Raw genomic sequence first — 20,863 nt, 5'->3', positions numbered from 1 at the left:
CGACCGATCCGGATACCGTGCGCGCATGCTGGGGCTCCCCGACGGCACACGCGCGTGCCTGTTCGATCTCGACGGCGTGCTGACCGACACCGCGAGCGTGCACGCCGCGGCGTGGAAACAGATGTTCGACGAGTTCCTGCGTGGCCGCGACGGCGAGGCTTTCCGGCCGTTCGACACCTCCGCCGACTACGGGCCCTACGTCGACGGCAAGCCCCGGCTGGAGGGCACCCGCAGCTTCCTGGCCTCACGCGGTATCGACCTTCCCGAGGGCAGCACCGACGACTCCGCGGCCACCGAGACGCTGTGGGGCCTCTCGACCCGCAAGAACGACCTGGTCCAGGAGAAGATCCGCACCGACGGGGTGGAGGTCTACCCCGGATCGCGCCAATACCTGGAGGCCGTGCGCGCCGCCGGCCTGGCCACCGCCGTCGTGAGCTCCTCGGCCAACGCGGAGCAGATCCTGCTGGTCACCGGCCTGGCCGGGTTCATCGACCACCGCGTGGACGGCGTCGTGGCCCGCGAACGCGGTCTCCCGGGCAAGCCGAAGCCCGACACGTTCATCGCCGCCGCGCAGGACCTGGGCGTCGAGCGCACCGCGGCCGTCGTGTTCGAGGACGCGCTGGCCGGTGTGGCGGCCGGGCACGCCGGGGGGTTCGGCTCCGTGATCGGTGTCAACCGCCTCGACCAGGCCGACGCGCTGCGCTCGCACGGCGCGGACGTCGTCGTCAACGATCTCGCCGACCTGCTGGAGAGCACGTGAAGCCCGAGCACGCCCCCACGTTCACCGTCGAGCCGTGGGTGGTCCGTGAACCGCGCCTCGACCTGCCGAAGATGGGGCAGACCGAGTCGGTGTTCGCGCTGTCCAACGGGCACATCGGGCTGCGCGGCAACCTCGACGAGGGGGAGCCGCACAAGCTGCCCGGCACCTACCTGAACTCCTGCTACGAGGTGCGCCCACTGCCCTACGCCGAGGGCGGCTACGGCTACCCGGAGTCCGGGCAGACGATCATCAACGTCACCAACGGGAAGCTGATCCGGCTCCTGGTCGACGACGAGCCGTTCGACCTGCGCTACGGCACCCTGCGCAAGCACGAGCGGGTGCTGGACATGCAGGCCGGCACGCTGCACCGCGAGGTGGAGTGGGAGTCCCCGGCCGGGCGGACGGTCCGGGTCCGCAGCACGCGGCTGGTGTCGCTGACCCAGCGGGCGATCGCCGCGATCAGCTACGAGGTCGAGGTGCTCGACCCTGACGACGACCCGGCAGGGGCGCTGCTGGTGATCCAGTCCGAGCTGGTCGCCAACGAGCAGCTGCCCGGCCGCAACGAGGGCGACCCGCGGCTGGACCAGTCGCTGGACAACGTCCTGGAACCGGAGATGTCGCGCAGCACCGACGCCGGGGCGACGCTGGTGCACCGCACCCGCAAGTCCGCACTCCGGGTCGGCGCGGCGATGGACCACGAGGTGGAGGGCCCGGCCGGGATCCAGACCACCTCGGACGCCAACGAGGACCTGGCCCGGACCACGATCATCGCCCGGGTCAAGCCGGGGGAGACGCTGCGGGTCACCAAGTACCTGTCCTACGGGTGGTCCTCGCGGCGCAGCCTGCCCGCCGTCTACGACCAGGTGCGCGCCGCCCTGGCCGCGGCCCGCTACACCGGCTGGGACGGGTTGGTCGCCGAGCAGCGCAGCTACCTCGACGAGTTCTGGTCCACCGCCGACGTCGAGATCGACGGTGACGCCGAGCTGCAGCAGGCCGTCCGCCTCGCCACCTTCCACGTGCTGCAGGCCGGTGCCCGCGCCGAGCGGCGCTGCATCGGGGCCAAGGGCCTGACCGGCGACGGCTACGACGGCCACACGTTCTGGGACACCGAGACGTTCGGCCTGCAGCTGCTCTCGTTCGTCGCCCCGGACGCGGCCGCGGACGCGCTGCGCTGGCGCCAGTCGATCCTGCCGCAGGCCTTCGAACGGGCCGAGACGCTGGGGCTCAAGGGCGCCGCGTTCCCGTGGCGGACGATCCGTGGCCACGAGTGCTCCGGCTACTGGCCGGCCGGCACCGCGGCGTTCCACATCAACGCCGACATCGCCGACGCCGTGCGCCGGCACGTCAACGCCACCGGGGACACGAAGTTCGAGCTCGAGGTCGGCCTGGACCTGCTGGTCGCCACGGCGCGGCTGTGGCGCTCGCTGGGCCACCACGACCCGGAGGGCAACTTCCGGATCGACGGCGTGACCGGGCCGGACGAGTACTCCGCGGTCGCGGACAACAACGTCTACACGAACCTGATGGCGAGCCAGAACCTGCGCTACGCCGCCGAGGTCGCGGCGAAGCACCCCCGCTCGGCGTCGCGCCTCGGCGTGGACACCGAGGAGGTCGCGAGCTGGCGCGACGCCGCGAACGCGATGTACATCCCGTTCGACGAGCGCCTCGGGGTGCACCCGCAGTCCGAGGGTTTCACCAGCCACAAGCTCTGGGACTTCGAGGGCACCGCGGCCGAGCACTACCCGCTGCTGCTGAACTTCCCGTACTTCGACCTGTACCGCAAACAGGTCGTCAAGCAGGCCGACCTGGTGCTGGCCATGCAGATCCGGCCGGACGCGTTCACCCCCGAGCAGCGCAGGCGCAACTTCGCCTACTACGAGTCGATCACCGTGCGGGACTCGTCGCTCTCGGCGTGCACCCAGTCGGTGATGGCCGCGCGCACCGGGCACCTGGACCTGGCCTACAACTACCTGGGCGAGGCCGCCCTGGTGGACCTGCACGACCTGGCCGGCAACTCCGACCACGGCATCCACATCGCGTCGATGGCCGGGACCTGGTCGGCGGTCACGCTCGGGTTCGGCGGCATGCGCTGCGAGGCCGACGGGCTGTCGTTCGCGCCCGCGCTGCCGTCGTCGCTGAGCCGGATCTCGTTCGGACTGCACTGGCAGGGACGCCGGATCCGGGTCACGATCACCCCCGGTGAGACGGAGTACCGGCTGGTCAGCGGCTCGCCGATGCGCCTGCGCCACCACGACGAGCCGGTCGCGCTGGCCGAGGACCCGGTGAGCCTGCCGATCCCGGTGCACGACTACGTCGAGCCGGTGGAGCAGCCGCACGGCCGGGCCCCGCGCCAGCGCGGCTGAGGCCCCGGCGCGGGGGCCACGGCCCGGTTTCCGCGACCACCACACGGGTACGCCGTTTCCCGGACCGGGCGAGAGTCGCCGGTCCGGGAAGGAGCATCATGTCCGACGAGCTGAACGGCCGCCGTATCGCCATCATCGCCACCGACGGGGTCGAGGAGGCCGAGCTCACCGAGCCGCGCAAGGCCGTCACCGAGGCCGGCGCGACCGCCGACATCGTCTCCATCTCCACCGACCCGATCCAGTCGATGAACAGCGACATCAACAAGTCCGAGACCTACGACGTCACCACGGTCGCGTCGAAGGCGAACGCATCGGACTACGACGCGCTGATCATGCCGGGCGGCACCGTGAACGGCGACAGCCTGCGTGTCGACGCCGACGTCCGTGCGTTCGTGAAGGGCTTCTTCGACGCCGGGAAGCCGGTCGCCGCGATCTGCCACGCGCCGTGGACGCTGGTCGAGGCGGACCTGGTCAAGGGACGCACGCTGACGTCGTTCCCGAGCCTGCGCACCGACATCCGCAACGCCGGCGGCACGGTCGTCGACGAGGAGGTCGTGCGGGACAACGGCTTGATCACCAGCCGGGACCCCGGCGACCTGCCCGCGTTCTGCGCCGCGATCGTCGAGGAGTTCGCGAAGGCCCCGACCCGCTGACACCGGTGAGATCGCGGCGGGCCGGGGGGCTGCGCTGGTAGGTTGGTCAGTCGGTCGGACGGCACGGGGCATGACCTCGTGCCGTGCGTTCCGACCGTCTGATGAGTCTCGTCGGTGGAGGAAGTCCCCACGTGTCCAACCCCATGCCAGCCGGCCCCGACGCGGCCTCAGCCCCCCGTCCTACGGGGCAGGACGAGGCCGGTTCCGAGCTGGAGCACGAGCAGGCCTACGTGGCGATGCTCTACGAACAGCTCGAGGACCGGCGGCGGGACACCGCGAAGCGGCTGCACGACACCTTGCACGACGAGACCGTCGGTACGCCGCAGGCGCTGACCCAGCGCGACGCCGCCGCGGCGCTCTACACCGATCGGCTGGCCGGGCTCCGCGCCGCCGAGCACGGCCTCGCGTTCGGCCGTCTGGACACCGAGACCGGTGAGGTCCGCTACGTCGGCCGGATCGGCCTGCTCGACGAGCAGCGGGAGTACGAGCCGCTGCTGATGGACTGGCGTGCCCCGGCCGCGCGCCCGTTCTACACCGCCACCGCCGCCTCGCCCGAGGGCATGCGGCGGCGACGGCACCTGCGGACCCGGCTGCGCCAGGTCGTAGCGATCGACGACGAGCCGCTGGACCTGTCCGAGGCCTCGCACTCGTCGTCCGGGCTGACCAGCGAGGCCGCCCTGCTCTCCGCGGTGTCCGAGGCGCGGACCGGGCGGATGGGCGACATCGTGGCCACCATCCAGTCCGAGCAGGACCGGATCATCCGCTCCAAGCCCTCCGGGGTGCTGGTGGTGCAGGGCGGGCCGGGGACCGGCAAGACGGCGGTGGCGCTGCACCGCGCCGCGTACCTGCTCTACACCCACCGGGACCGGCTGGCCCGGCGCGGCGTGCTGGTGGTCGGGCCGAACCCGACGTTCCTGCGCTACATCGGGCAGGTGCTGCCCTCGCTCGGGGAGACCAGTGTCGTGCTGGGCACGGTCGCCCAGCTCTACCCCGGCCTCGACGCCCGCCGCCCCGAGGACGCGCCCACCGCCGCGCTGAAGGGCCGTGCGGAGATGTCGGCCGTGATCTCCGCGGCCGTGCGGGACCGCCAGCAGGTGCCGCGGCAGCCGATCCGGCTCGTCGTCGAGCAGCAGGACGTCCGGATCGACCGCGACACGGTGACCCAGGCCCGTACCCGGGCCCGGCGCTCGCGCAAGCCGCACAACGAGGCCCGGCGGATCTTCCGCACCGAGCTGCTGCGGCTGCTCGCCGACCAGGTCGCCCGCACCGTGGGCCGGGACCTGCTGGACCGCCGCGACGTCGAGGACATCCGCGAGGAGCTCACCGAGTCCGCCGCGCTGGGCCGCGAGCTCGACGAGCTGTGGCCGACGCTCTCGCCGGAGACGCTGCTGTCGGACCTGTTCGCCGACCGCAAGCGGCTCAACTCGGTGGCCCGCCGGATCCCGGCGCAGGAGCGGGCGCTGCTCGAACGCGACGCCCCGGCCGACGACGTCGAGCCCGGCCTGCGCTGGAGCGCGGCCGACGTGGCGCTGCTCGACGAGGCCGCGGAGCTGCTCGGCGACGACGGGAGCGCGGCCGCCGCGGCCGAGGCCGCCGCGCTGCGCGAGGAGGTCGAGTACGCCCAGGGCGTGCTCGACGTGCTCGACCTGGAGGAGGACCTCGACCCGGAGCTGCTGCGCGCCACCGACGTCATCGACGCCGACCGCCTCGCCGAGCGTCGCCAGGTCTCGCGCTTCGACTCCACCGCGGACCGGGCCGCCGCCGACCGGGAGTGGACCTACGGGCACGTGATCGTGGACGAGGCCCAGGAGCTGTCCCCGATGGCCTGGCGGATGATCATGCGGCGCGCGCCGTCGCGGTCGATGACCGTCGTCGGCGACATCGCCCAGACCGGTGACCGCGCAGGCGCCGGTTCCTGGGGCGAGGTGCTCTCGCCGTTCGTGGCGAGCCGCTGGCGCCTGGAGCAGCTCACGGTCAACTACCGGACGCCGTCCGAGATCGCCGACGTCGCCGACGACGTGCTGGCCGAGATCGACCCGACCCTGCAGCCGCCCAGCTCGGTGCGCAGCACCGGCGACCTGCCGTGGGCGGAGGTCCTCCCCGGCGCCGGGGCCGACGAGGTCCTCGCGGCGCGGGTGGCCGCCGAGCGGGCCGCGATCGGCGAGGGCCGGACGGCCGTGCTGGCCCCGGCGGCGCGGGTGGCGGGCCTGCGGGCGTCCCTGCTCGAGCCGGGCGCGGACCCGGAGGACCTGGACGCGCCGCTGGTGGTGCTCCCGATCGCCGACGCCAAGGGCCTGGAGTTCGACGCCGTCGTGCTCGTCGAGCCGGGCGAGGTCCTGCAGGAGTCGCCGCGCGGGCTCAACGACCTCTACGTCGCCCTGACCCGGGCCACCCGGCGCCTCGCGGTGCTGCACACCGGCGACCTCCCGCCGGTGCTCAAGCGCATCCGACGGGCGTGAACCCGCTCAGGCGCGCGGTGCGAGCTCCGGTTCGCGCAACGGGGACCCGGCGTCGTGCAGCGAGCGCAGGGTCTGCGAGTAGGAGTCGACCAGCCCGGTCCGGGTGTACTCCACCCCGATCTCGGCGCAGTACGCGGCGACGATCGGCTGCGCGCGGCGCAGGTTCGCCGAGGGCATGGCAGGGAAGAGGTGGTGCTCGATCTGGTGGTTCAGCCCGCCGTAGGCGATGTCGACCAGGCGCCCGCCCGCGATGTTGCGGGAGGTGAGCACCTGGCGCCGCAGGAAGTCCTCGGGCTCGTCGTCCTCGCCGCGCAGCGGCATCCCCTTGTGGTTCGGGGCGAACGTGCAACCCATGTAGAGGCCCCACAGCATCTGGTGTACCGCGACGAACGCGACCGCCTGCCAGAACGGCATCACACCGAACACCAGGGCCACGTAGAGCAGCAGGTGCACGGTCAGCAGGGCCGCCTCGGTGCCGCGCCCGGGGGTCTTGGGGTCCAGGCAGGCGCGGAAGCCGGCGTAGTGCAGGTAGAAGCCCTCGAGCAGCAGCACCGGGAAGAACAGGAACGCCTGGTGGCGCCCGAACCAGCGCGGGATGCCGCTGCTGGCCCGTGCCTGGTCCTGGGACCAGACCAGCAGGTCCGGCTCGACGTCGGGGTCGTGGTCGGTGTGGTTGGGGTTCGCGTGGTGGCGGGTGTGCTTGTCCATCCACCAGCCGTAGGACATGCCGATGCCGACGTTGCCGAGGATCCGCCCGACCGCCATGCAGGTGCCCTTGCGGCGGAACACCTGCCGGTGCGCGACGTCGTGAGCCAGCAGCGCGACCTGGGCGAACACGACCGCGAGGAACGCGGCGATCGCGAGCTGCCACCACGAGTCGCCGAGCGCGACGACCCCGCAGAAGGCAGCGATGTAGGCGCCGCCCACCAGGGCGAAGCGCAGGACGTAGTAGCCGGGACGGCGGTCGGTGAGACCGGCGTCGGAGATCCGCCGGGACAGGCCCGCGAAGTCGTTGCGGACACTGGAGGTGGTCATACCTGGTGACACTGCACCGGCGGGTGCCCGGCGATAAGCCCACGGGCACCCCGAGGAGGCGGGGGGTCTGCACCAGTGCCGCGGAGCCCCCGCGTCCGGACGGGCGCGCCGCGCGTCAGGTCCGGGCGGGGTCGGACGTCCGGGCGGCGTCGACGACGGCGCGCATCAGCCGCAGGTCGGTGAGGTCCTGCTCGGGGTGCCACTGCACGCCGAGCGCGAACGGGTACCCGTCGAGCTCGATCGCCTCGACCGTCCCGTCGTCGGCGCGGGCGGTGACGCGCAGTCCGTCGCCCGGTCGGTCCACCGCCTGGTGGTGGTGACACCACACCCGGACCGGCCCGCCGAGGACGTCGGCGACGCGGCTGCCGGGCTCCGGGGTCACCTCGACCGGGCCGTAGGTGGCCGGGCGGATGCTGTGCCGCTCGTGCCCGACGGCGTCGGGCAGGTGCTGCACGAGGGTGCCGCCGAGGGCGACGTTGAGCAGCTGGTGCCCGCGGCACACCCCGAGCACCGGGATCCGGCGCCCCAGCGCGCGGCGGACCGCGGCCAGGTCCGAGGCGTCGCGCTCGGGGCGCGGCGGGTCCGCGTGCGGGCCGGGCGTCGCGCCGTAGTGCGCGGGGTCGAGGTCCGGCCCGCCCACGAACACGACGGCGTCGCACACCTCGACGGCGTCCGCGGCGTCCCCGGTGGGCGGCAGCAGCACCGGCGTCCCGCCGGCCCGGGTGACCAGGTCGACGTACTCGCGCGGCAGCAGCACGACCTCGTGCTCCATGATCCAGTATGCGGCCCGCTCGCCGTAGGTGCTCAGGCCGATCACCGGGCGGCGACCCGCCGACACGCCGCTCACGCGGCCTGCTCGGCGAGGGTCTCGAGGACCTGTTCGCCGTAGCGGGCGAGCTTGCCCTCGCCGATCCCGCTGATCGCACCGAGACCGGCCAGGTCCGAGGGCATCCGTCCGGCGATCTCGCGCAGCGTCGCGTCGTGGAAGATCACGTAGGCGGGCACGCCCTGCTCCTTGGCCGCCGCGGCACGCCAGGTCCGCAGCCGCTCGAACACCGGCGCCGCCTCGGCCGAGAGCTCGGCCGCGGGGGCCGTGGACCGGCCTCCCGACGACCGTCGCGACCGGGGTGCCTTCTCCGGCTCGGTGCGCAGCAGCACCTTCTGCTCGCCGCGCATCGCGGCCGGGGAGTCGTCGGTGAACTGCAGTGTCGAGTGCGGTCCGCCGACCTCGAGCAGCCGCCGCGCGACGAGCTGGCGGATCACCCCGCGCCACTGCGGCTCGGTCAGGTCGGACCCGACGCCGAACACCGAGAGCTCGTGGTGGTCGAACTGCTCGATCTTCGGGGTGCGCCTGCCCAGCAGGATGTCGATCACGTGCACGGCGCCGAAGCTCTGCCGCCGCTCCTTCTTGAGCCGCCAGACCGTGGAGAGCACCTTCTGCGCCGGCACCGTGCCGTCCCAGGTCGTGACCGGCGTCAGGCAGGTGTCGCAGTTGCCGCAGCGCGCCGCGTCCCCGGTCGGAGCCTGGCCGAAGTAGCCGAGGAGCTGCGCCCGGCGGCACTCGACGGTCTCGCAGAGCGCCAGCATCGCGTCCAGGTGCTGGCCCAGGCGTCGCCGGTGCGCGGCGTCGCCCTCGGAGTCGTCGATCATCTTGCGTTGCTGCACGACGTCGGCCATGCCGTAGGCCAGCCACGCCGTCGACGGTGCACCGTCGCGTCCCGCGCGTCCGGTCTCCTGGTAGTAGCCCTCGACGGACTTGGGCAGGTCCAGGTGCGCGACGAACCGGACGTCGGGCTTGTCGATACCCATCCCGAAGGCGATCGTCGCGACCATGACCACGCCGTCCTCGCGCAGGAAGCGGGACTGGTTGCGCCGGCGGACACCTGCGTCGAGGCCCGCGTGGTAGGGCAGTGCGGTCATGCCCTGGGCGGAGAGGAACTGCGCGGTCTGCTCGACCGACTTGCGCGAGAGGCAGTAGACGATCCCCGCGTCACCGGCGTGCTCGGAGCGCAGCAGGTCGAGCAGCTGCTTGCGGGGCTCGTTCTTGCCCACGATCCGGTACTGGATGTTGGGCCGGTCGAAGCCGGCCACGAAGTGTTTCGCGCCGGTCAGCTGCAGCCGCTGCGCGATCTCGGCGCGGGTGGCCTCGGTGGCGGTCGCGGTGAGCGCGATCCGCGGCACGTCCGGCCAGCGGTCGTGCAGCTCGGAGAGCATCAGGTAGTCGGGCCGGAAGTCGTGGCCCCACTGGGCGACGCAGTGTGCCTCGTCGATCGCGAACAGCGCGACCGTCCCCCGGTCGAGCAGCCGCAGCGTCGACTCCACCCGCAGCCGCTCCGGGGCCAGGTAGAGCAGGTCCAGCTCGCCGGCCAGGAACGCGGCCTCGGTGTCGCGGCGCTCGTCCGGGTTCTGGGTGGAGTTCAGGAACCCGGCCCGCACGCCCAGCGCGCGCAGCGCGTCGACCTGGTCCTGCATCAGCGCGATCAGCGGCGACACGACGACCCCGGCACCGGGGCGGACCAGCGACGGGACCTGGTAGCACAGCGACTTCCCGCCACCGGTGGGCATCAGGACCAGCGCGTCCCCGCCGCCGATGACCTGCTCCACGATCGCCTGCTGCTCGCCGCGGAACGCGTCGTAGCCGAACACGCGACGCAGCACCTCGTGCGGGTCCGAGGGCATCGGCTCCCGGGCCGGGGGCGCGGCGACCGGCCCGGCGGGCGGCGCGGGCTCTTCGGGCCGCTGTGCCCGGGGGGTGTCGACGTACGGCTCCTCCGGGTACGGGTCGCCGTACTCGTCGTCCGGCGGCTCGGGCGGCAGCGGGATCCCCGAATCGGGGCCCTCGTAGACGGGCGGGACGGTGTCGGGCACCCCGCGATCGTACGAGCCGCCCACCACGGCCCGCCGCCGCACCGCACCCCCGGAACCGCCCACCGCGGGCGACCGCGCTGCGGCGGAGCGGCCGCGGGTGTAGCAGTGTGGGCAGCAACCGCGGCGGGCGATGATCGGAGCGCGCCGCACCACCCGGAGGACCCAGTGAACGTGAAGATCGGTTACAAGGCGTCGGCCGAGCAGTTCGGCCCGCGCGACCTGGTGGAGTACGCCGTCCGCGCCGAGGAGCTCGGGCTGGACAGCGTCTGGACGTCGGACCACTTCCTGCCCTGGCGCCACAACGGCGGGCACGCACCGGCGGCGCTGCCGTGGATGGCCGCGGTGGGGGAGCGCACGAAGCGGGTGCAGATCGGGACGTCGGTGCTCACCCCGACGTTCCGCTACAACCCGGCGGTGCTCGCCCAGGAGTTCGCGACGATGTCGATGCTGACCGGGGGCCGGGTCGCGCTCGGCGTCGGTACCGGCGAGGCGCTGAACGAGATCGCGGTGTCCGGCCGGGAGTGGCCGGAGTACAAGGAGCGGTTCGCCCGCCTGCGCGAGTCGGTGCGTCTGATCCGGGCACTGTGGACCGAGGACGGCAAGGTCAACTTCGACGGGGAGTACTACCGCACGGTCGACGCCGAGATCTACGACCGCCCGGAACAGCCCGTCCCGGTCTACGTCGCGGCCGGTGGCCCGATGACCGCCCGTTACGCCGGGCGCCAGGGCGACGGGTTCATCTGCACCTCGGGCAAGGGGATGGAGCTCTACACCGACAAGCTCATCCCGGGGCTCTACGAGGGCGCCGAGAAGGAGGGCCGCGACGCGGGCGAGATCGACCGGACGATCGAGATCAAGATGTCCTACGACCGGGACCCGCAGGCGGCGAAGGAGAACTGCCGGTTCTGGGCGCCGCTGTCGCTCTCGGCCGAGCAGAAGAACTCGGTCAGCTCCTCGGAGGAGATGGAGCGCCTCGCCGACGAGCTGCCGCTGGACCAGATCACCGGTCGCTGGATCGTCACCTCCGACCCCGACGAGGCGGTCGCCCAGATCAAGCCCTACGTCGACGCCGGGCTCAATCACCTGGTGTTCCACGGCCCCGGTGACGACCAGGAGCGCTTCCTGTCGCAGTTCGCCGAGGACGTGCTGCCGAAGCTGCGGGCCCTGGCGTGAGCGCCGACGTGCTCGTTCCCGCGGAGGCGCAGTCGTGAGCGCCGACGTGCTCGTTCCCGCGGAGGCGCAGTCGTGAGTACGGTCGTCCGGGACGGGCGGGTGCTGCGGGCGCAGATCTCGCGCGGTCGTCACGGAACCCTGGACGGCGACGTCCTCGACGAGCTGCGCGGGCAGCTGGCGACGCTGGACGGGCAGGACCCCGCCGACCCGGACGGCGTCGGTGCCGTGCTGCTGGTGGGGGAGGGCGAGAACTTCTGCACCGGCGGCGACGTGCGCGCCTTCGCCGGCGCGCAGGACCGCCACGCCTACGTGCACGGTCTCGCCGACACGTTCCACGGGTTCCTGCAGCCGCTGATCAACTCGCCGGTCCCGACCGTCGCCGCCGTGCGGGGCTGGGCGGCCGGTGCCGGGATGAGCATCGTGTGCGCCACCGACATCGCGGTCGCCGGACGCTCCACGAAGATCCGTCCGGCCTACCCGGGGATCGGGTTCTCCCCGGACGGCGGCATGACCTGGACGCTGCCGCGACTGGTCGGGTCGGCGCGGGCGCGCCGGATCCTGCTCACCGACGAGGTGCTCGACGCGGCGACGGCGCTGGAGTCCGGCGTGGTGGCCACGGTCGTCGACGACGACGAGGTGCTCGCCGAGGCCGAGCGCACCGCGCACCGCCTGGCCCAGGGCCCGACGGCCGCGCTGGGCCGGATCCGTGGCCTGCTCACCCGCACCTGGGACGTCGGGCTGGGCGAGCAGCTGGCCGCGGAGGCGGACGCGATCGCCGCCAGTGCCGCCGGCGCGGAGGGCGCCGAGGGACTGACCGCCTTCGCCGAGAAGCGCGCCCCGCGGTTCCACTGAGAGGAGCTCGCGGAACGAATCTCGGTACTGAGAGGAGCCTGCGGAACGAATCTCGGTACTGAGACCGGCCCCGGACGCGGACGAGCCCGCACACCGACGTGGTGTGCGGGCTCCTCCCGTGAGCGCGGGTGTGTGCGGGGCTCAGCGCCCGGAGGCGGGGCTCCCGGCCGCGAGCCGGCGTCCGGCGGGGCGGCTGCCGCGCACGCCCGGCATCCCGACCGACCAGCGCTGCACGGGGCGGTGCAGGCCCGGGCCCAGCGGCCAGCCCGACGCCAGCGGTGCGAGCAGCCGGTCCAGCTCGGAGTCCGTGGTGGCACCGATGCTCGAGCGCAGCAGCGCCTGGAACTCCTCGTACTCGGTCATGGCCCCGGAGACGTCGCCACCGGCGAGCATCGCCTCGACCAGCACCCGGCGGGACCGCTCCCGGCTCGGGGCCGCGGCCACCGCGCGCCGCGCCACGGCGACGGCGTCGGCGTGCTGGTCGGCGGCGGTCAGCCCGGCGCTGAGGCTCTCCATCGCGGACAGGCGCAGCTGGCGGAAGCGTTCGCGCTCGACCGCGATCCAGGACGCCGTCCAGGACGGCAGGATGTCGGCGTCGAGCAGCTCCAGGTCCGGGCGGCGGTCGACCCGGATGCCGGACAGGGCACGGATCAGCAGCATCGCGTCGGCGAGGTCGACCGCGACGTCGTCGCCGAGCGCCAGGCGGCCCTGGTCGTCACCGAAGAGCAGGCCCGGGACGTCGACGTCGGCGACGGCCTCGTCCAGCAGGCGGGCGGCGGCGGTCGGGTTCAGGCCCGGCCACAGGTCCGCGGCCAGCGCCGCCGTCGGCTGCGGGCGGGGGTGCACGGCCAGGTAGGCCACCAGCCGGCGGGCGTCCACCGGCAGGGCGATCGCGTCGGCGCCGACGTGCAGCGCGAAGGCGCCGAGCAGCCGGATGTTGGGTACGCAGAAGTCAGGACGGGATCGACGGTGATCGTCGGACATGGGATGTCCCTGAGGGTGTGGCGGTCGGCCCGCGGCGGTTGGCGTCGGCCGGGACGGCGTGCGTCCACGGGTTCCGGGCACGACAGAAACCAACCGGCACGGACGGCGGGCGGCGGTTCCCGTGCGCGGTCGCCCCCCAGCGTAGCTCAGGCGCGGGCCAGAAGCCGCACGTGGGTTCCACCACTGTCGCGCCAGACGTGCAGGGCGTCGCAGAGCTGGCGGGCGATCCACGTACCGCGGCCGCGGGCCTGCGACGGGTGCGGGGGCGCCAGCCCGATCAGCGGCTGCTCCAGCCGGCCCTCGTCGTGCAGCTCGCAGACCAGCTCGTCGGCCCCGGCCCACAGGAACAGCTCGGCCTGCGACGACCCGTGTTCCACCGCGTTGGTGGCGATCTCGTTGACGGCGAGCACCAGGTCCTCGCCCCGGGTCCGCTCGAGCTCGGATCCACGGACCGCGTCCTCGACGGCGTCGCGTACCCGGCTGAGCTCGAAGGTGTTGTAGCGCAGGAACACGTCCGGCGGCCCGAGCAGCTCCGGCGGCGCCACCGGCAGGTTCGCCATGACCTGGGCCGGGCTGCGGTGCTCGGGGTTGTGCATCAGGTCGCCGCCGTGCAGGAGCAGCGGGTGGTTGATGAGGGCGGCGTCGCCGACGACGTGGTGCAGCGGGATCTGCGGGTACCCGCAGATCTGGGTGACCGGCAAGCCGCCGAGCGAGATGTTGAGCGCGGCCTCGAGCTCGGTCCAGTAGCTGCCGTCCGGCCCGTCGAGCGCCGCGTCGTGCTCGGCCACGACGAACACGTCGCGGCCGGCCGAGCACAGGGCCCGCAGCTCGCGGGCCCGCCAGGCGGCCACCGTCTGCCCGGACGCGCGGGCGGCCGGTGCCAACGCGGTCAGCGAGGTGACCTGCCCGTCGTCGAGCCGGGCACGCAACAGCTCCTCGGTGGCGGGGGAGACGGCGAGGGTGACCTGCTCGCCGCGGTCCAGGGCCGCGGCGGCGAGCGGGGCGACGCGCCCGGCGAAGTCCGCGGGCCCGTCGTGCGCCACCAGCCCGTGCGTGAACCGCGGGGCCGGTGCCTCGTTGACCCGCATCAGAGCGTCCCCGAGGGCGCGCGGTCGGAGAACCTCAGCTGCGGCGCGAACGGGGCCCCGCAGCGGTCCAGGATCCGTTGCACGCGGGGCCGGACCCGGTTGAGCACCAGGCTGTGGCTGGCCGGGAACATCTCGGCGGCGTGCACGAAGCTCACCGCGGTGGCCACGTCGATGAACCGGACCGAGGCCATGTCCAGCTCGATGTCGGTGGACGCGTCCGCCGACCGCAGCGCCGAGTCCAGGGACGACTGGAGCAGCGACGCGATCTTGGGCCGGTTGCTGTGGTCGATCTCGCCGGCCAGCCGGGCGCTGGTGGCGTCGATCCGCACGATCCGCATCAGCCCGTCGTCGTAGGCCCCGGTCAGCGCGAGGTGGTCGCGGTGCAGCGCCCGCATGATCTCGATCTGCTCGTCGGTGTAGTGCCCGTGGTCGTAGGTGCACAGCGCCGTGAGCGGGCTGCGGCCCAGGACGCTGTCCAGCGCGCCGTCGAACTCGGGCAGCGTCGCCGAGGTGCCCGGCTCGACCGACGAGTGCATCTGCCCGGTCAGGCGGGCCCCCGCGTAGCCGTGGTCGACGGCGTCCCAGACGGTGCCGGCGACCGACTCCGCCAGCGCGCCGATCGGCGTCCGGAACGCGGCCCGGGTGTACTCCTCCGGGATGATCTCGAGCTGGCCGGTGCGCAGCGGCTCCTCGACCGGGGCGCCGTCCTCGTACATGCGGCGGAGCATCGCGTCGGCGGCCCCGGCGTCGTCGTAGAAGAAGATCTTCTCGTCCCGGCGCAGACCACCGGCGACGAAGCGGGCGGACAGCTCGCTGAGATGCTCGTCACTGTCCGGGATCGCGCACACGTGATCGCCGGATGACAGGTCACCCGCGAGCTTGATCACGCCTCACCTACCGGTACCGATCTCACAACGGTTCTCACAGTACGGTCGGGCGACCCGGGCTCCGACCGATCGTCGCAGGTCCGCGCGCCGAGGCGTCGGACCGCCGCGCCGAACGGGTCCCCCGGCGCGACCGTGCGCCACCTCCGCGGTCGGGTCGGGCCGTTCGCCGCATCATCGGTGCCGCCGTTCAGGCTACGGGTGCGGGGGCCGGTCGCTCACAGTGGGCAGGGGGTGCCGCCGCGGGCGGGCTCGTCGCCCTCGGGGAGCGGGTCGAGGAGCACGCCGGGATTGAGCAGGCCCCCGGGATCGAACGCCTGCTTGAGCCGGCGCATCAGCGCCAGCACCGCGGGATCGGTCAGCTCGGCGAAGTGCGCGGCCTTGCCGCGGCCGACGCCGTGCTCGCCGGAGATCAGCCCGCCGAGGGCCGCGCCGGCCGCGAACAGGTTGTGCAGCACGTCGCCCACGTCCCCGTCCGGCTCCGCGGAGAACACGGACAGGTGCACGTTGCCGTCCCCGGCGTGGCCGCAGCCCGCGATCCGCGCCCCGTGGCGCTCGGCGATCCCCGTGGCGCGGCGCAGCAGCTCGGGCACCGACGCCCGCGGCACGACGATGTCGACGATCTCTCGCGCGCCCCGTGCCCGGACCGCCCAGAACGCCTTCTCCCGTGCCTCGACGAGCCGCCGGGCCGCGGGCCCGGGCAGCACGTAGGTCTCGATCGCGCCGGTGCCGTCGAGCAGGCCGCCGAGCTCGGCGGTGTCCTCCTCGAGCCGCGCGGTGCCCCGGCCCTCCAGCACGACGAGCAGGAACGCCTCGGCGTGGGCGCGGACACCGGCGTCGACGCCGAGGTCGAGGCCGGTCAGGTCGGTGATCGCGTCCATGGTGGCCCGGTCCAGGTACTCCAGCACCAGCGGCGCCACGCCCTCGCCGAGCACCCGCGGCACCGCGGCGGTCACCTCGTCCACCGAGGCGTAGGGCGCCAGCACGGTGACCTGGTGCGGCAGCCGCGGGTAGATCCGCAGCGTCGCCTCGGTGACCAGGGCGAGGGTGCCCTCCGAACCGGTGATCAGCTGGGTGAGGTCGTAGCCGGTGCTGGCCTTGAGCACCTTCCCGCCGGTCCGGATCACCTCGCCGGTCGGCAGCACGGCCTGCAGGCCCAGGACCTGGTTGCGGGTCACGCCGTAGCGCACCGCGCGCATGCCGCCGGCGTTGGTGGCGACGTTGCCGCCCAGGCTCGCGCCGTACTCGCCGGGGTAGACCGGGTAGCAGAGCCCGTGCTCCGCGGTCGCCTCGTCCAGCTGCTCCAGCGTCACGCCCGGCTCGACGACGGCCACGTGGTTCTCGGTGTCGATCTCCAGGATCCGGTCCATCCGGCCGAACGAGACGACCAGCCCGCCCGGGACCGGCACCGCCGCGCCGGAGAGCCCGGTGCCCGAGCCGCGGGCGGTGACCGGGACCCGGTGCGTCGCGGCGACGGCGAGCACCCGGGCCACCTCGTCCGCCGAGACCGGCTCGACGACGGCGGCCGGGGCCTGCGCCGCCACGCCGAGCGCCTCGTCGTGCGACCAGTCCGACGCCGGGCCGGACACCGCGTCGCCGTGGTGCAGGCGACGCGGGCCGACGACCGCCTCCAGCGCACCGAGCAGAGCCGGGTCCGCGGGCGGGCCCGGGGCGCTCGCGCGCACCCCCGACCCCGCCGACGTCGGGGTCACGACGAGGTGGCCACGCTGACCTCGGTCGCGGCGCTGCCCTTGATCGTCTGCAGCACCACGCAGTAGCGCTCGGTCAGCTTGATCAGGCTGGCGACCTGGTCGTCGTCGGAGTCGGTGACGACGTCGAAGTGCAGGCGGATGTCGCGGAACCCGACCGGCGCGTCCTTGGCCACGCCGAGCGTGCCGCGGAAGTCGAGGTCGCCCTCGGCCTGCACGGTGCCCGACACGTTCATCTCCATCGAGGTGGCGACCGCGCGCATGGTCACGCCGGCGCACGCCACGAGCGCCTCGAGGAGCATGTCGCCGGAACAGAGCTGGGTGCCGTCGCCGCCGGTGGCCGGGTGCAGCCCGGCCTCGGCCATCGCCTGGCCGGTCGAGACCTTGCACGCCACGCCGCTGCCGTCGAGCTCGCCGTCGGCCTTGAGGGTGACCACGGCCGACTCCGGGTCGTCGCGGTACTGCTGCTTGAGCGGGCCCTGCACGCCCTTGAGAGTGATCGTGTCCATCCCGCCATCCTGACGCCCCGGGCGGTGAATAGCACGCCGCGGGCGGGGATATCCTCGCCGCGTGGCGGGGCGGAACGGGTGACGGACCGGGACGGGATGACGACCGGGCCCGGTCAGGAGGGCCCGGAACACGACCGTCGGGACGACGACCGTCCCGGGCGCGTCGGCCGGGCACCGGCCGGGGTGCCCTCGCCCGGGGGCGGTGTCCCCGCACCCCGGGGCGGTGCCCCCTCGCCTGGGGGCGGTGTCACCGGCGCCGCGGACGCGGTGTCCCGGATGGCCGGGCTGCCCGAGCTCCCGCCGGGCCAGCGGGACCGGGTGCTGACCGTCCCGAATGCGCTCAGTGCGCTGCGCCTGGCCGGTGTCCCGCTGTTCCTGTGGCTGATGCTCGGCCCGCAGGCCGACGCATGGGCCGTCGTCGTGCTGGCCGTCGGCGGCGCGACCGACTGGCTCGACGGCAAGCTCGCCCGGGTCCTCGGCCAGTACAGCCGGCTCGGCGCGCTCCTGGACCCGGCCGTGGACCGCCTCTACATCCTGGCCGCCCTGGTCGGGCTGGGGCTGCGCGACATCATCCCCTGGTGGGTGGTGGCCGCGCTCATCGCGCGGGACGTGGTGCTCGCCGGGTGCGTGCTGGTGTTGCGCTCGCGCGGCTACGGCCCGTTCGTCGTCACGTACCTGGGCAAGGCGGCCACGTTCGTCCTGCTCTACGCGTTCCCGCTGCTCCTGCTCGGCGACGGGCCGTCCTCCGCGGAGTTCGTCGTGCGGGTCATCGCCTACGGCTTCGCCGGCTGGGGGGTGGCCCTCTACCTGTGGACCGGCCTGCTCTATCTGGCCCAGTTCGTGCTCGCGCTGCGGCGGCCGCTGCACCCCGCCGCGGGCGGGCCCGCGGATGGCGCGGGGGCGGACCGGCCGGCGGGGCCGACCCCTTCCGGTCGCCCGGGTGGAGAAGGATAGGCTCCCGGCGTGAGTTCGGAGATACCGGCGGATCTGATCTACAGCGAGGCCCACGAGTGGGTCCGCACCACCGAGGACGGCGTGGTCAGGATCGGTATCACCGATCATGCCCAGGGGCAGTTGGGGGACGTCGTGTTCGTCCAGCTGCCCGACGTCGGAGACACCGTCGCGGCGGGTGCCGCGATGGGCGAGGTGGAGTCCACCAAGTCCGTCTCGGACATCTACGCCCCGATCGGGGGTGAGGTCGTCGCGGTGAACGAGAAGCTGGACGAGAGTCCGGAGCTGGTGAACTCCTCTCCGTACGGCGACGGCTGGATCGTCGAGCTGAAGCTGGCCGACGGTGCCGCCGCGGCCCTGGACGAGCTGCTCGACGCCGACGCGTACCGCCAACTGGCCGACGGTTCCTGACGGGGACCTCCTGCGCCGGCTGATCAACACAGAGCGGTAGCTTCACACCCTTCATCCGCCCGGACCCGTCCGGGACCTCGCACCCCAGGAGGAGACCCCGAGGTGACCACGAACGACGGACCCGACGTTCCACCGGAGCGCGCACCGGAGACCACATCGGTCTTCCGTGCCGACTTCCTCTCCGAGGCCGAGGGTCCGAGCCAGGAGCAGCCGGTCTCCGGCGTGGACGGCCTGCCGCCCGGCTCCGCGCTGCTCGTGGTCCGCCGCGGGCCCAACGCCGGCTCCCGGTTCCTGCTCGACATCCCGACCACGAGCGCGGGCCGGCACCCGGACAGCGACATCTTCCTCGACGACGTGACGGTCTCGCGCCGGCACGCCGAGTTCCGGCGCGACGCCGGCGAGTTCGTCGTGGTCGACGTCGGCAGCCTGAACGGCACCTACGTCAACCGGGAGCCGGTCGACACCGCTGTTCTGGCCAACGGTGACGAGGTCCAGATCGGCAAGTTCCGCCTGGTCTTCCTGACCGGGCCGCGCGAGACCGGCGCCTGAGAGACCCCTCGGAGCGGCGGTCGGTGTCGATCACGACACCGGCGGACGGTGCCGCGTCGAGTCGTTCCCCCGGACGGGCGGAGAAGCCCCCGCGTCGGTCGCCGAAAGGTGACCGATCGCCCCTTCCGGAGGCGCGCGCCAGGGCGATCGCCCGTGTAGCGTCATCAGAACCAGACGCCGAGCGGTTCGCCCGGGTGCGCACAGTGCAGGTCGCTGAACGCGGGGGCCCCGATCGGAGTGCGGACGCAGTGGCTGAGGAGGCGGGCGGATGAGCGAGATGCGCGTCGTGGGTGTGAGGGTCGAACTTCCCGCCAACCAGCCGATTCTCCTGTTGCGTGAGACCAACGGAGATCGGTACCTGCCCATCTGGATCGGATCGGTGGAGGCCACGGCCATCGCCCTGGAGCAGCAGGGGGTCAAGCCGGCTCGGCCGCTGACCCACGACCTGCTCAAGGACGTGATCGGCGCGTTGGGCCGGCGGCTCGAGCAGGTCCGGGTGACCGACCTGCAGGAGGGGACCTTCTACGCCGAGCTGATCTTCGACGGCGGAGTGACGGTCTCCGCACGGCCGAGCGACTCGATCGCCCTGGCCCTGCGGACCGGGGTTCCGGTGCACGCCGACGAGAGCGTGCTCTCCGAGGCCGGCCTGGTCATCCCGGACGAGCAGGAGGACGAGGTCGAGAAGTTCCGCGAGTTCCTCGACTCGGTCTCCCCGGAGGACTTCCGCGGCGCCCAGCCGGGCTGAGGACGTCCGACACGCCCGGGGCGTCGAACGGGCTGCCGGGAACGATCACCGGCCCGGGGTCGCGCACACGCCGTGTGGCGTGTCGGCGAGCGGCCCGGGCGACGCTCAGCGGTCGCCCTACGCCGTTCCCCACCATTCAGGTGACGGCCTGTGACGAGCCCGGGCGTCGTCCCGCCGTGCCGATGGGCCGATCCGGTGACCGCGGGCGAACCGGACGGGCGACACGCCCGCCGTCGGTGTACCCGTCCCGGCGAGCCGCGTTGACCGCCCAGGTCAGCGGGCCTACCGTTCCGTCGTAACGACAACCGTGGCATCCGCCCCGGGTGTGCCGACGCGAGGGAGACTCCGTGGACGCCTCACCACCCGAGGGGCCGGGACAGGGTGAGCTGTTCCCGGACCCGCTCGTCGGGGAGGGCTTCGACGGTGTGTCCGACCGGCTGGTGGGGTTCCGTGGGCCGACCGCCTGCCAGGTCGTCGGGATCACCTACCGCCAGCTCGACTACTGGGCCCGCACCGGGCTGGTGATGCCGTCCATCCGTGGCGCCGCCGGCTCCGGCAGCCAGCGGCTGTACTCGTTCAAGGACGTGCTCGTCCTCAAGATCGTCAAGCGTCTGCTCGACGCCGGGGTGTCACTGCAGAACATCCGGGTCGCGGTGGAGCACCTGCGCCGCCGCGGCATCCGGGACCTCGCCGGGATCACGCTGTTCTCCGACGGCACGACCGTCTACGAGTGCACGTCCCCGGAGGAGGTCGTGGACCTGCTGCAGGGCGGCCAGGGCGTCTTCGGGATCGCCGTGTCCGGCGCGATGCGCGAGATCACCGGCCTGATCAAGGACTTCCCGGCCGAGCGCGCCGACGGCGGCACCGTCG

Annotated in this window: 19 protein-coding genes; 11 read left to right on the top strand and 8 right to left on the bottom strand. The window is 73.4% G+C overall.

Features of this window, described 5'->3' with window-relative positions:
• Positions 1–25 precede the first annotated feature (25 nt).
• The 4 genes from I4I78_RS08535 (at position 26) to I4I78_RS08520 (ending at position 6,235) form a co-directional block, all read left to right on the top strand.
• Positions 26–760 (top strand): beta-phosphoglucomutase family hydrolase, encoded by a 735-nt coding sequence (locus I4I78_RS08535; RefSeq protein WP_218610686.1) that lies wholly within the window; start codon positions 26–28, stop codon positions 758–760.
• Positions 757–3,123: a glycoside hydrolase family 65 protein gene (locus tag I4I78_RS08530; RefSeq protein ID WP_218610685.1), complete on the top strand. Its 2,367-nt coding sequence runs from the start codon at positions 757–759 to the stop codon at positions 3,121–3,123. Before I4I78_RS08535 ends, I4I78_RS08530 begins: the two co-directional genes overlap by 4 nt.
• 98 nt (positions 3,124–3,221) lie before the next feature.
• A complete protein-coding gene (locus tag I4I78_RS08525; RefSeq protein WP_218610684.1) occupies positions 3,222–3,776 on the top strand; it encodes a type 1 glutamine amidotransferase domain-containing protein in 555 nt (184 codons plus the stop codon).
• A 143-nt stretch (positions 3,777–3,919) separates the two neighbouring features.
• On the top strand, positions 3,920–6,235 hold the full coding sequence (locus I4I78_RS08520) for an ATP-binding domain-containing protein (RefSeq protein ID WP_218610696.1): 2,316 nt from the start codon (positions 3,920–3,922) through the stop codon (positions 6,233–6,235).
• 6 nt (positions 6,236–6,241) lie between these two features.
• Here the strand turns inward: I4I78_RS08520 and I4I78_RS08515 are convergent, their stop codons facing one another.
• The 3 genes from I4I78_RS08515 to recQ form a co-directional block, all read right to left on the bottom strand.
• Positions 6,242–7,270, bottom strand: a complete 1,029-nt coding sequence (locus I4I78_RS08515) for an acyl-CoA desaturase (RefSeq protein ID WP_218610683.1) — start codon at positions 7,268–7,270, stop codon at positions 6,242–6,244.
• A gap of 115 nt (positions 7,271–7,385) precedes the next feature.
• On the bottom strand, positions 7,386–8,117 hold the full coding sequence (locus I4I78_RS08510) for a gamma-glutamyl-gamma-aminobutyrate hydrolase family protein (protein WP_308251977.1): 732 nt from the start codon (positions 8,115–8,117) through the stop codon (positions 7,386–7,388).
• Entirely contained in the window at positions 8,114–9,949 is a 1,836-nt protein-coding gene (gene recQ / locus I4I78_RS08505) for a DNA helicase RecQ (RefSeq protein WP_218610694.1), read from the bottom strand. Before recQ ends, I4I78_RS08510 begins: the two co-directional genes overlap by 4 nt.
• 354 nt (positions 9,950–10,303) lie before the next feature.
• Here recQ and fgd point away from each other — a divergent pair, with 354 nt between their 5' ends.
• Both fgd and I4I78_RS08495 read left to right on the top strand, forming a co-directional pair.
• Positions 10,304–11,311, top strand: a complete 1,008-nt coding sequence (gene fgd / locus I4I78_RS08500) for a glucose-6-phosphate dehydrogenase (coenzyme-F420) (protein WP_218610682.1) — start codon at positions 10,304–10,306, stop codon at positions 11,309–11,311.
• Between the two features lie 72 nt (positions 11,312–11,383).
• Positions 11,384–12,163: an enoyl-CoA hydratase/isomerase family protein gene (locus tag I4I78_RS08495; protein WP_218610681.1), complete on the top strand. Its 780-nt coding sequence runs from the start codon at positions 11,384–11,386 to the stop codon at positions 12,161–12,163.
• 141 nt (positions 12,164–12,304) lie between these two features.
• Here the strand turns inward: I4I78_RS08495 and I4I78_RS08490 are convergent, their stop codons facing one another.
• The 5 genes from I4I78_RS08490 to I4I78_RS08470 all read right to left on the bottom strand — a co-directional run bounded on the left by I4I78_RS08490 (position 12,305) and on the right by I4I78_RS08470 (position 17,337).
• Entirely contained in the window at positions 12,305–13,147 is an 843-nt protein-coding gene (locus I4I78_RS08490; protein ID WP_218610680.1) for a BTAD domain-containing putative transcriptional regulator, read from the bottom strand.
• Between the two features lie 146 nt (positions 13,148–13,293).
• Positions 13,294–14,235 (bottom strand): ATP-binding protein, encoded by a 942-nt coding sequence (locus I4I78_RS08485; RefSeq protein WP_218610679.1) that lies wholly within the window; start codon positions 14,233–14,235, stop codon positions 13,294–13,296.
• Complete coding sequence (locus I4I78_RS08480) at positions 14,235–15,122, bottom strand: MEDS domain-containing protein (RefSeq protein ID WP_218610678.1); 888 nt, start codon at positions 15,120–15,122, stop codon at positions 14,235–14,237. The genes I4I78_RS08485 and I4I78_RS08480 overlap by 1 nt, the downstream gene beginning before the upstream one ends.
• Before the next feature lie 215 nt (positions 15,123–15,337).
• On the bottom strand, positions 15,338–16,765 hold the full coding sequence (locus I4I78_RS08475; RefSeq protein ID WP_218610693.1) for an FAD-linked oxidase C-terminal domain-containing protein: 1,428 nt from the start codon (positions 16,763–16,765) through the stop codon (positions 15,338–15,340).
• A 62-nt stretch (positions 16,766–16,827) separates the two neighbouring features.
• On the bottom strand, positions 16,828–17,337 hold the full coding sequence (locus I4I78_RS08470; RefSeq protein WP_218610677.1) for an OsmC family protein: 510 nt from the start codon (positions 17,335–17,337) through the stop codon (positions 16,828–16,830).
• Positions 17,338–17,613: 276 nt separating this feature from the next.
• Here I4I78_RS08470 and I4I78_RS08465 point away from each other — a divergent pair, with 276 nt between their 5' ends.
• The 5 genes from I4I78_RS08465 to I4I78_RS08445 form a co-directional block, all read left to right on the top strand.
• Positions 17,614–18,291, top strand: a complete 678-nt coding sequence (locus tag I4I78_RS08465) for a CDP-alcohol phosphatidyltransferase family protein (RefSeq protein WP_218610676.1) — start codon at positions 17,614–17,616, stop codon at positions 18,289–18,291.
• A 9-nt stretch (positions 18,292–18,300) separates the two neighbouring features.
• Positions 18,301–18,699: a glycine cleavage system protein GcvH gene (gcvH, locus tag I4I78_RS08460; RefSeq protein ID WP_218610675.1), complete on the top strand. Its 399-nt coding sequence runs from the start codon at positions 18,301–18,303 to the stop codon at positions 18,697–18,699.
• A gap of 102 nt (positions 18,700–18,801) precedes the next feature.
• Complete coding sequence (gene garA / locus I4I78_RS08455; RefSeq protein WP_218610674.1) at positions 18,802–19,248, top strand: glycogen accumulation regulator GarA; 447 nt, start codon at positions 18,802–18,804, stop codon at positions 19,246–19,248.
• A 268-nt stretch (positions 19,249–19,516) separates the two neighbouring features.
• Positions 19,517–19,993 (top strand): bifunctional nuclease family protein, encoded by a 477-nt coding sequence (locus I4I78_RS08450; protein ID WP_130290783.1) that lies wholly within the window; start codon positions 19,517–19,519, stop codon positions 19,991–19,993.
• 347 nt (positions 19,994–20,340) lie between these two features.
• The coding region (locus I4I78_RS08445; RefSeq protein ID WP_374225853.1) for a MerR family transcriptional regulator at positions 20,341–20,863 on the top strand (523 nt) is incomplete at its 3' end.

Origin of the sequence: Pseudonocardia sp. KRD291 (assembly GCF_019263595.1) — a bacterium.
In the GTDB taxonomy this organism is placed as follows: domain Bacteria; phylum Actinomycetota; class Actinomycetes; order Mycobacteriales; family Pseudonocardiaceae; genus Pseudonocardia.
The sequence above is the reverse complement of the archived record's forward strand: the minus strand, read 5'-3'. Positions and strand labels throughout refer to the sequence as shown.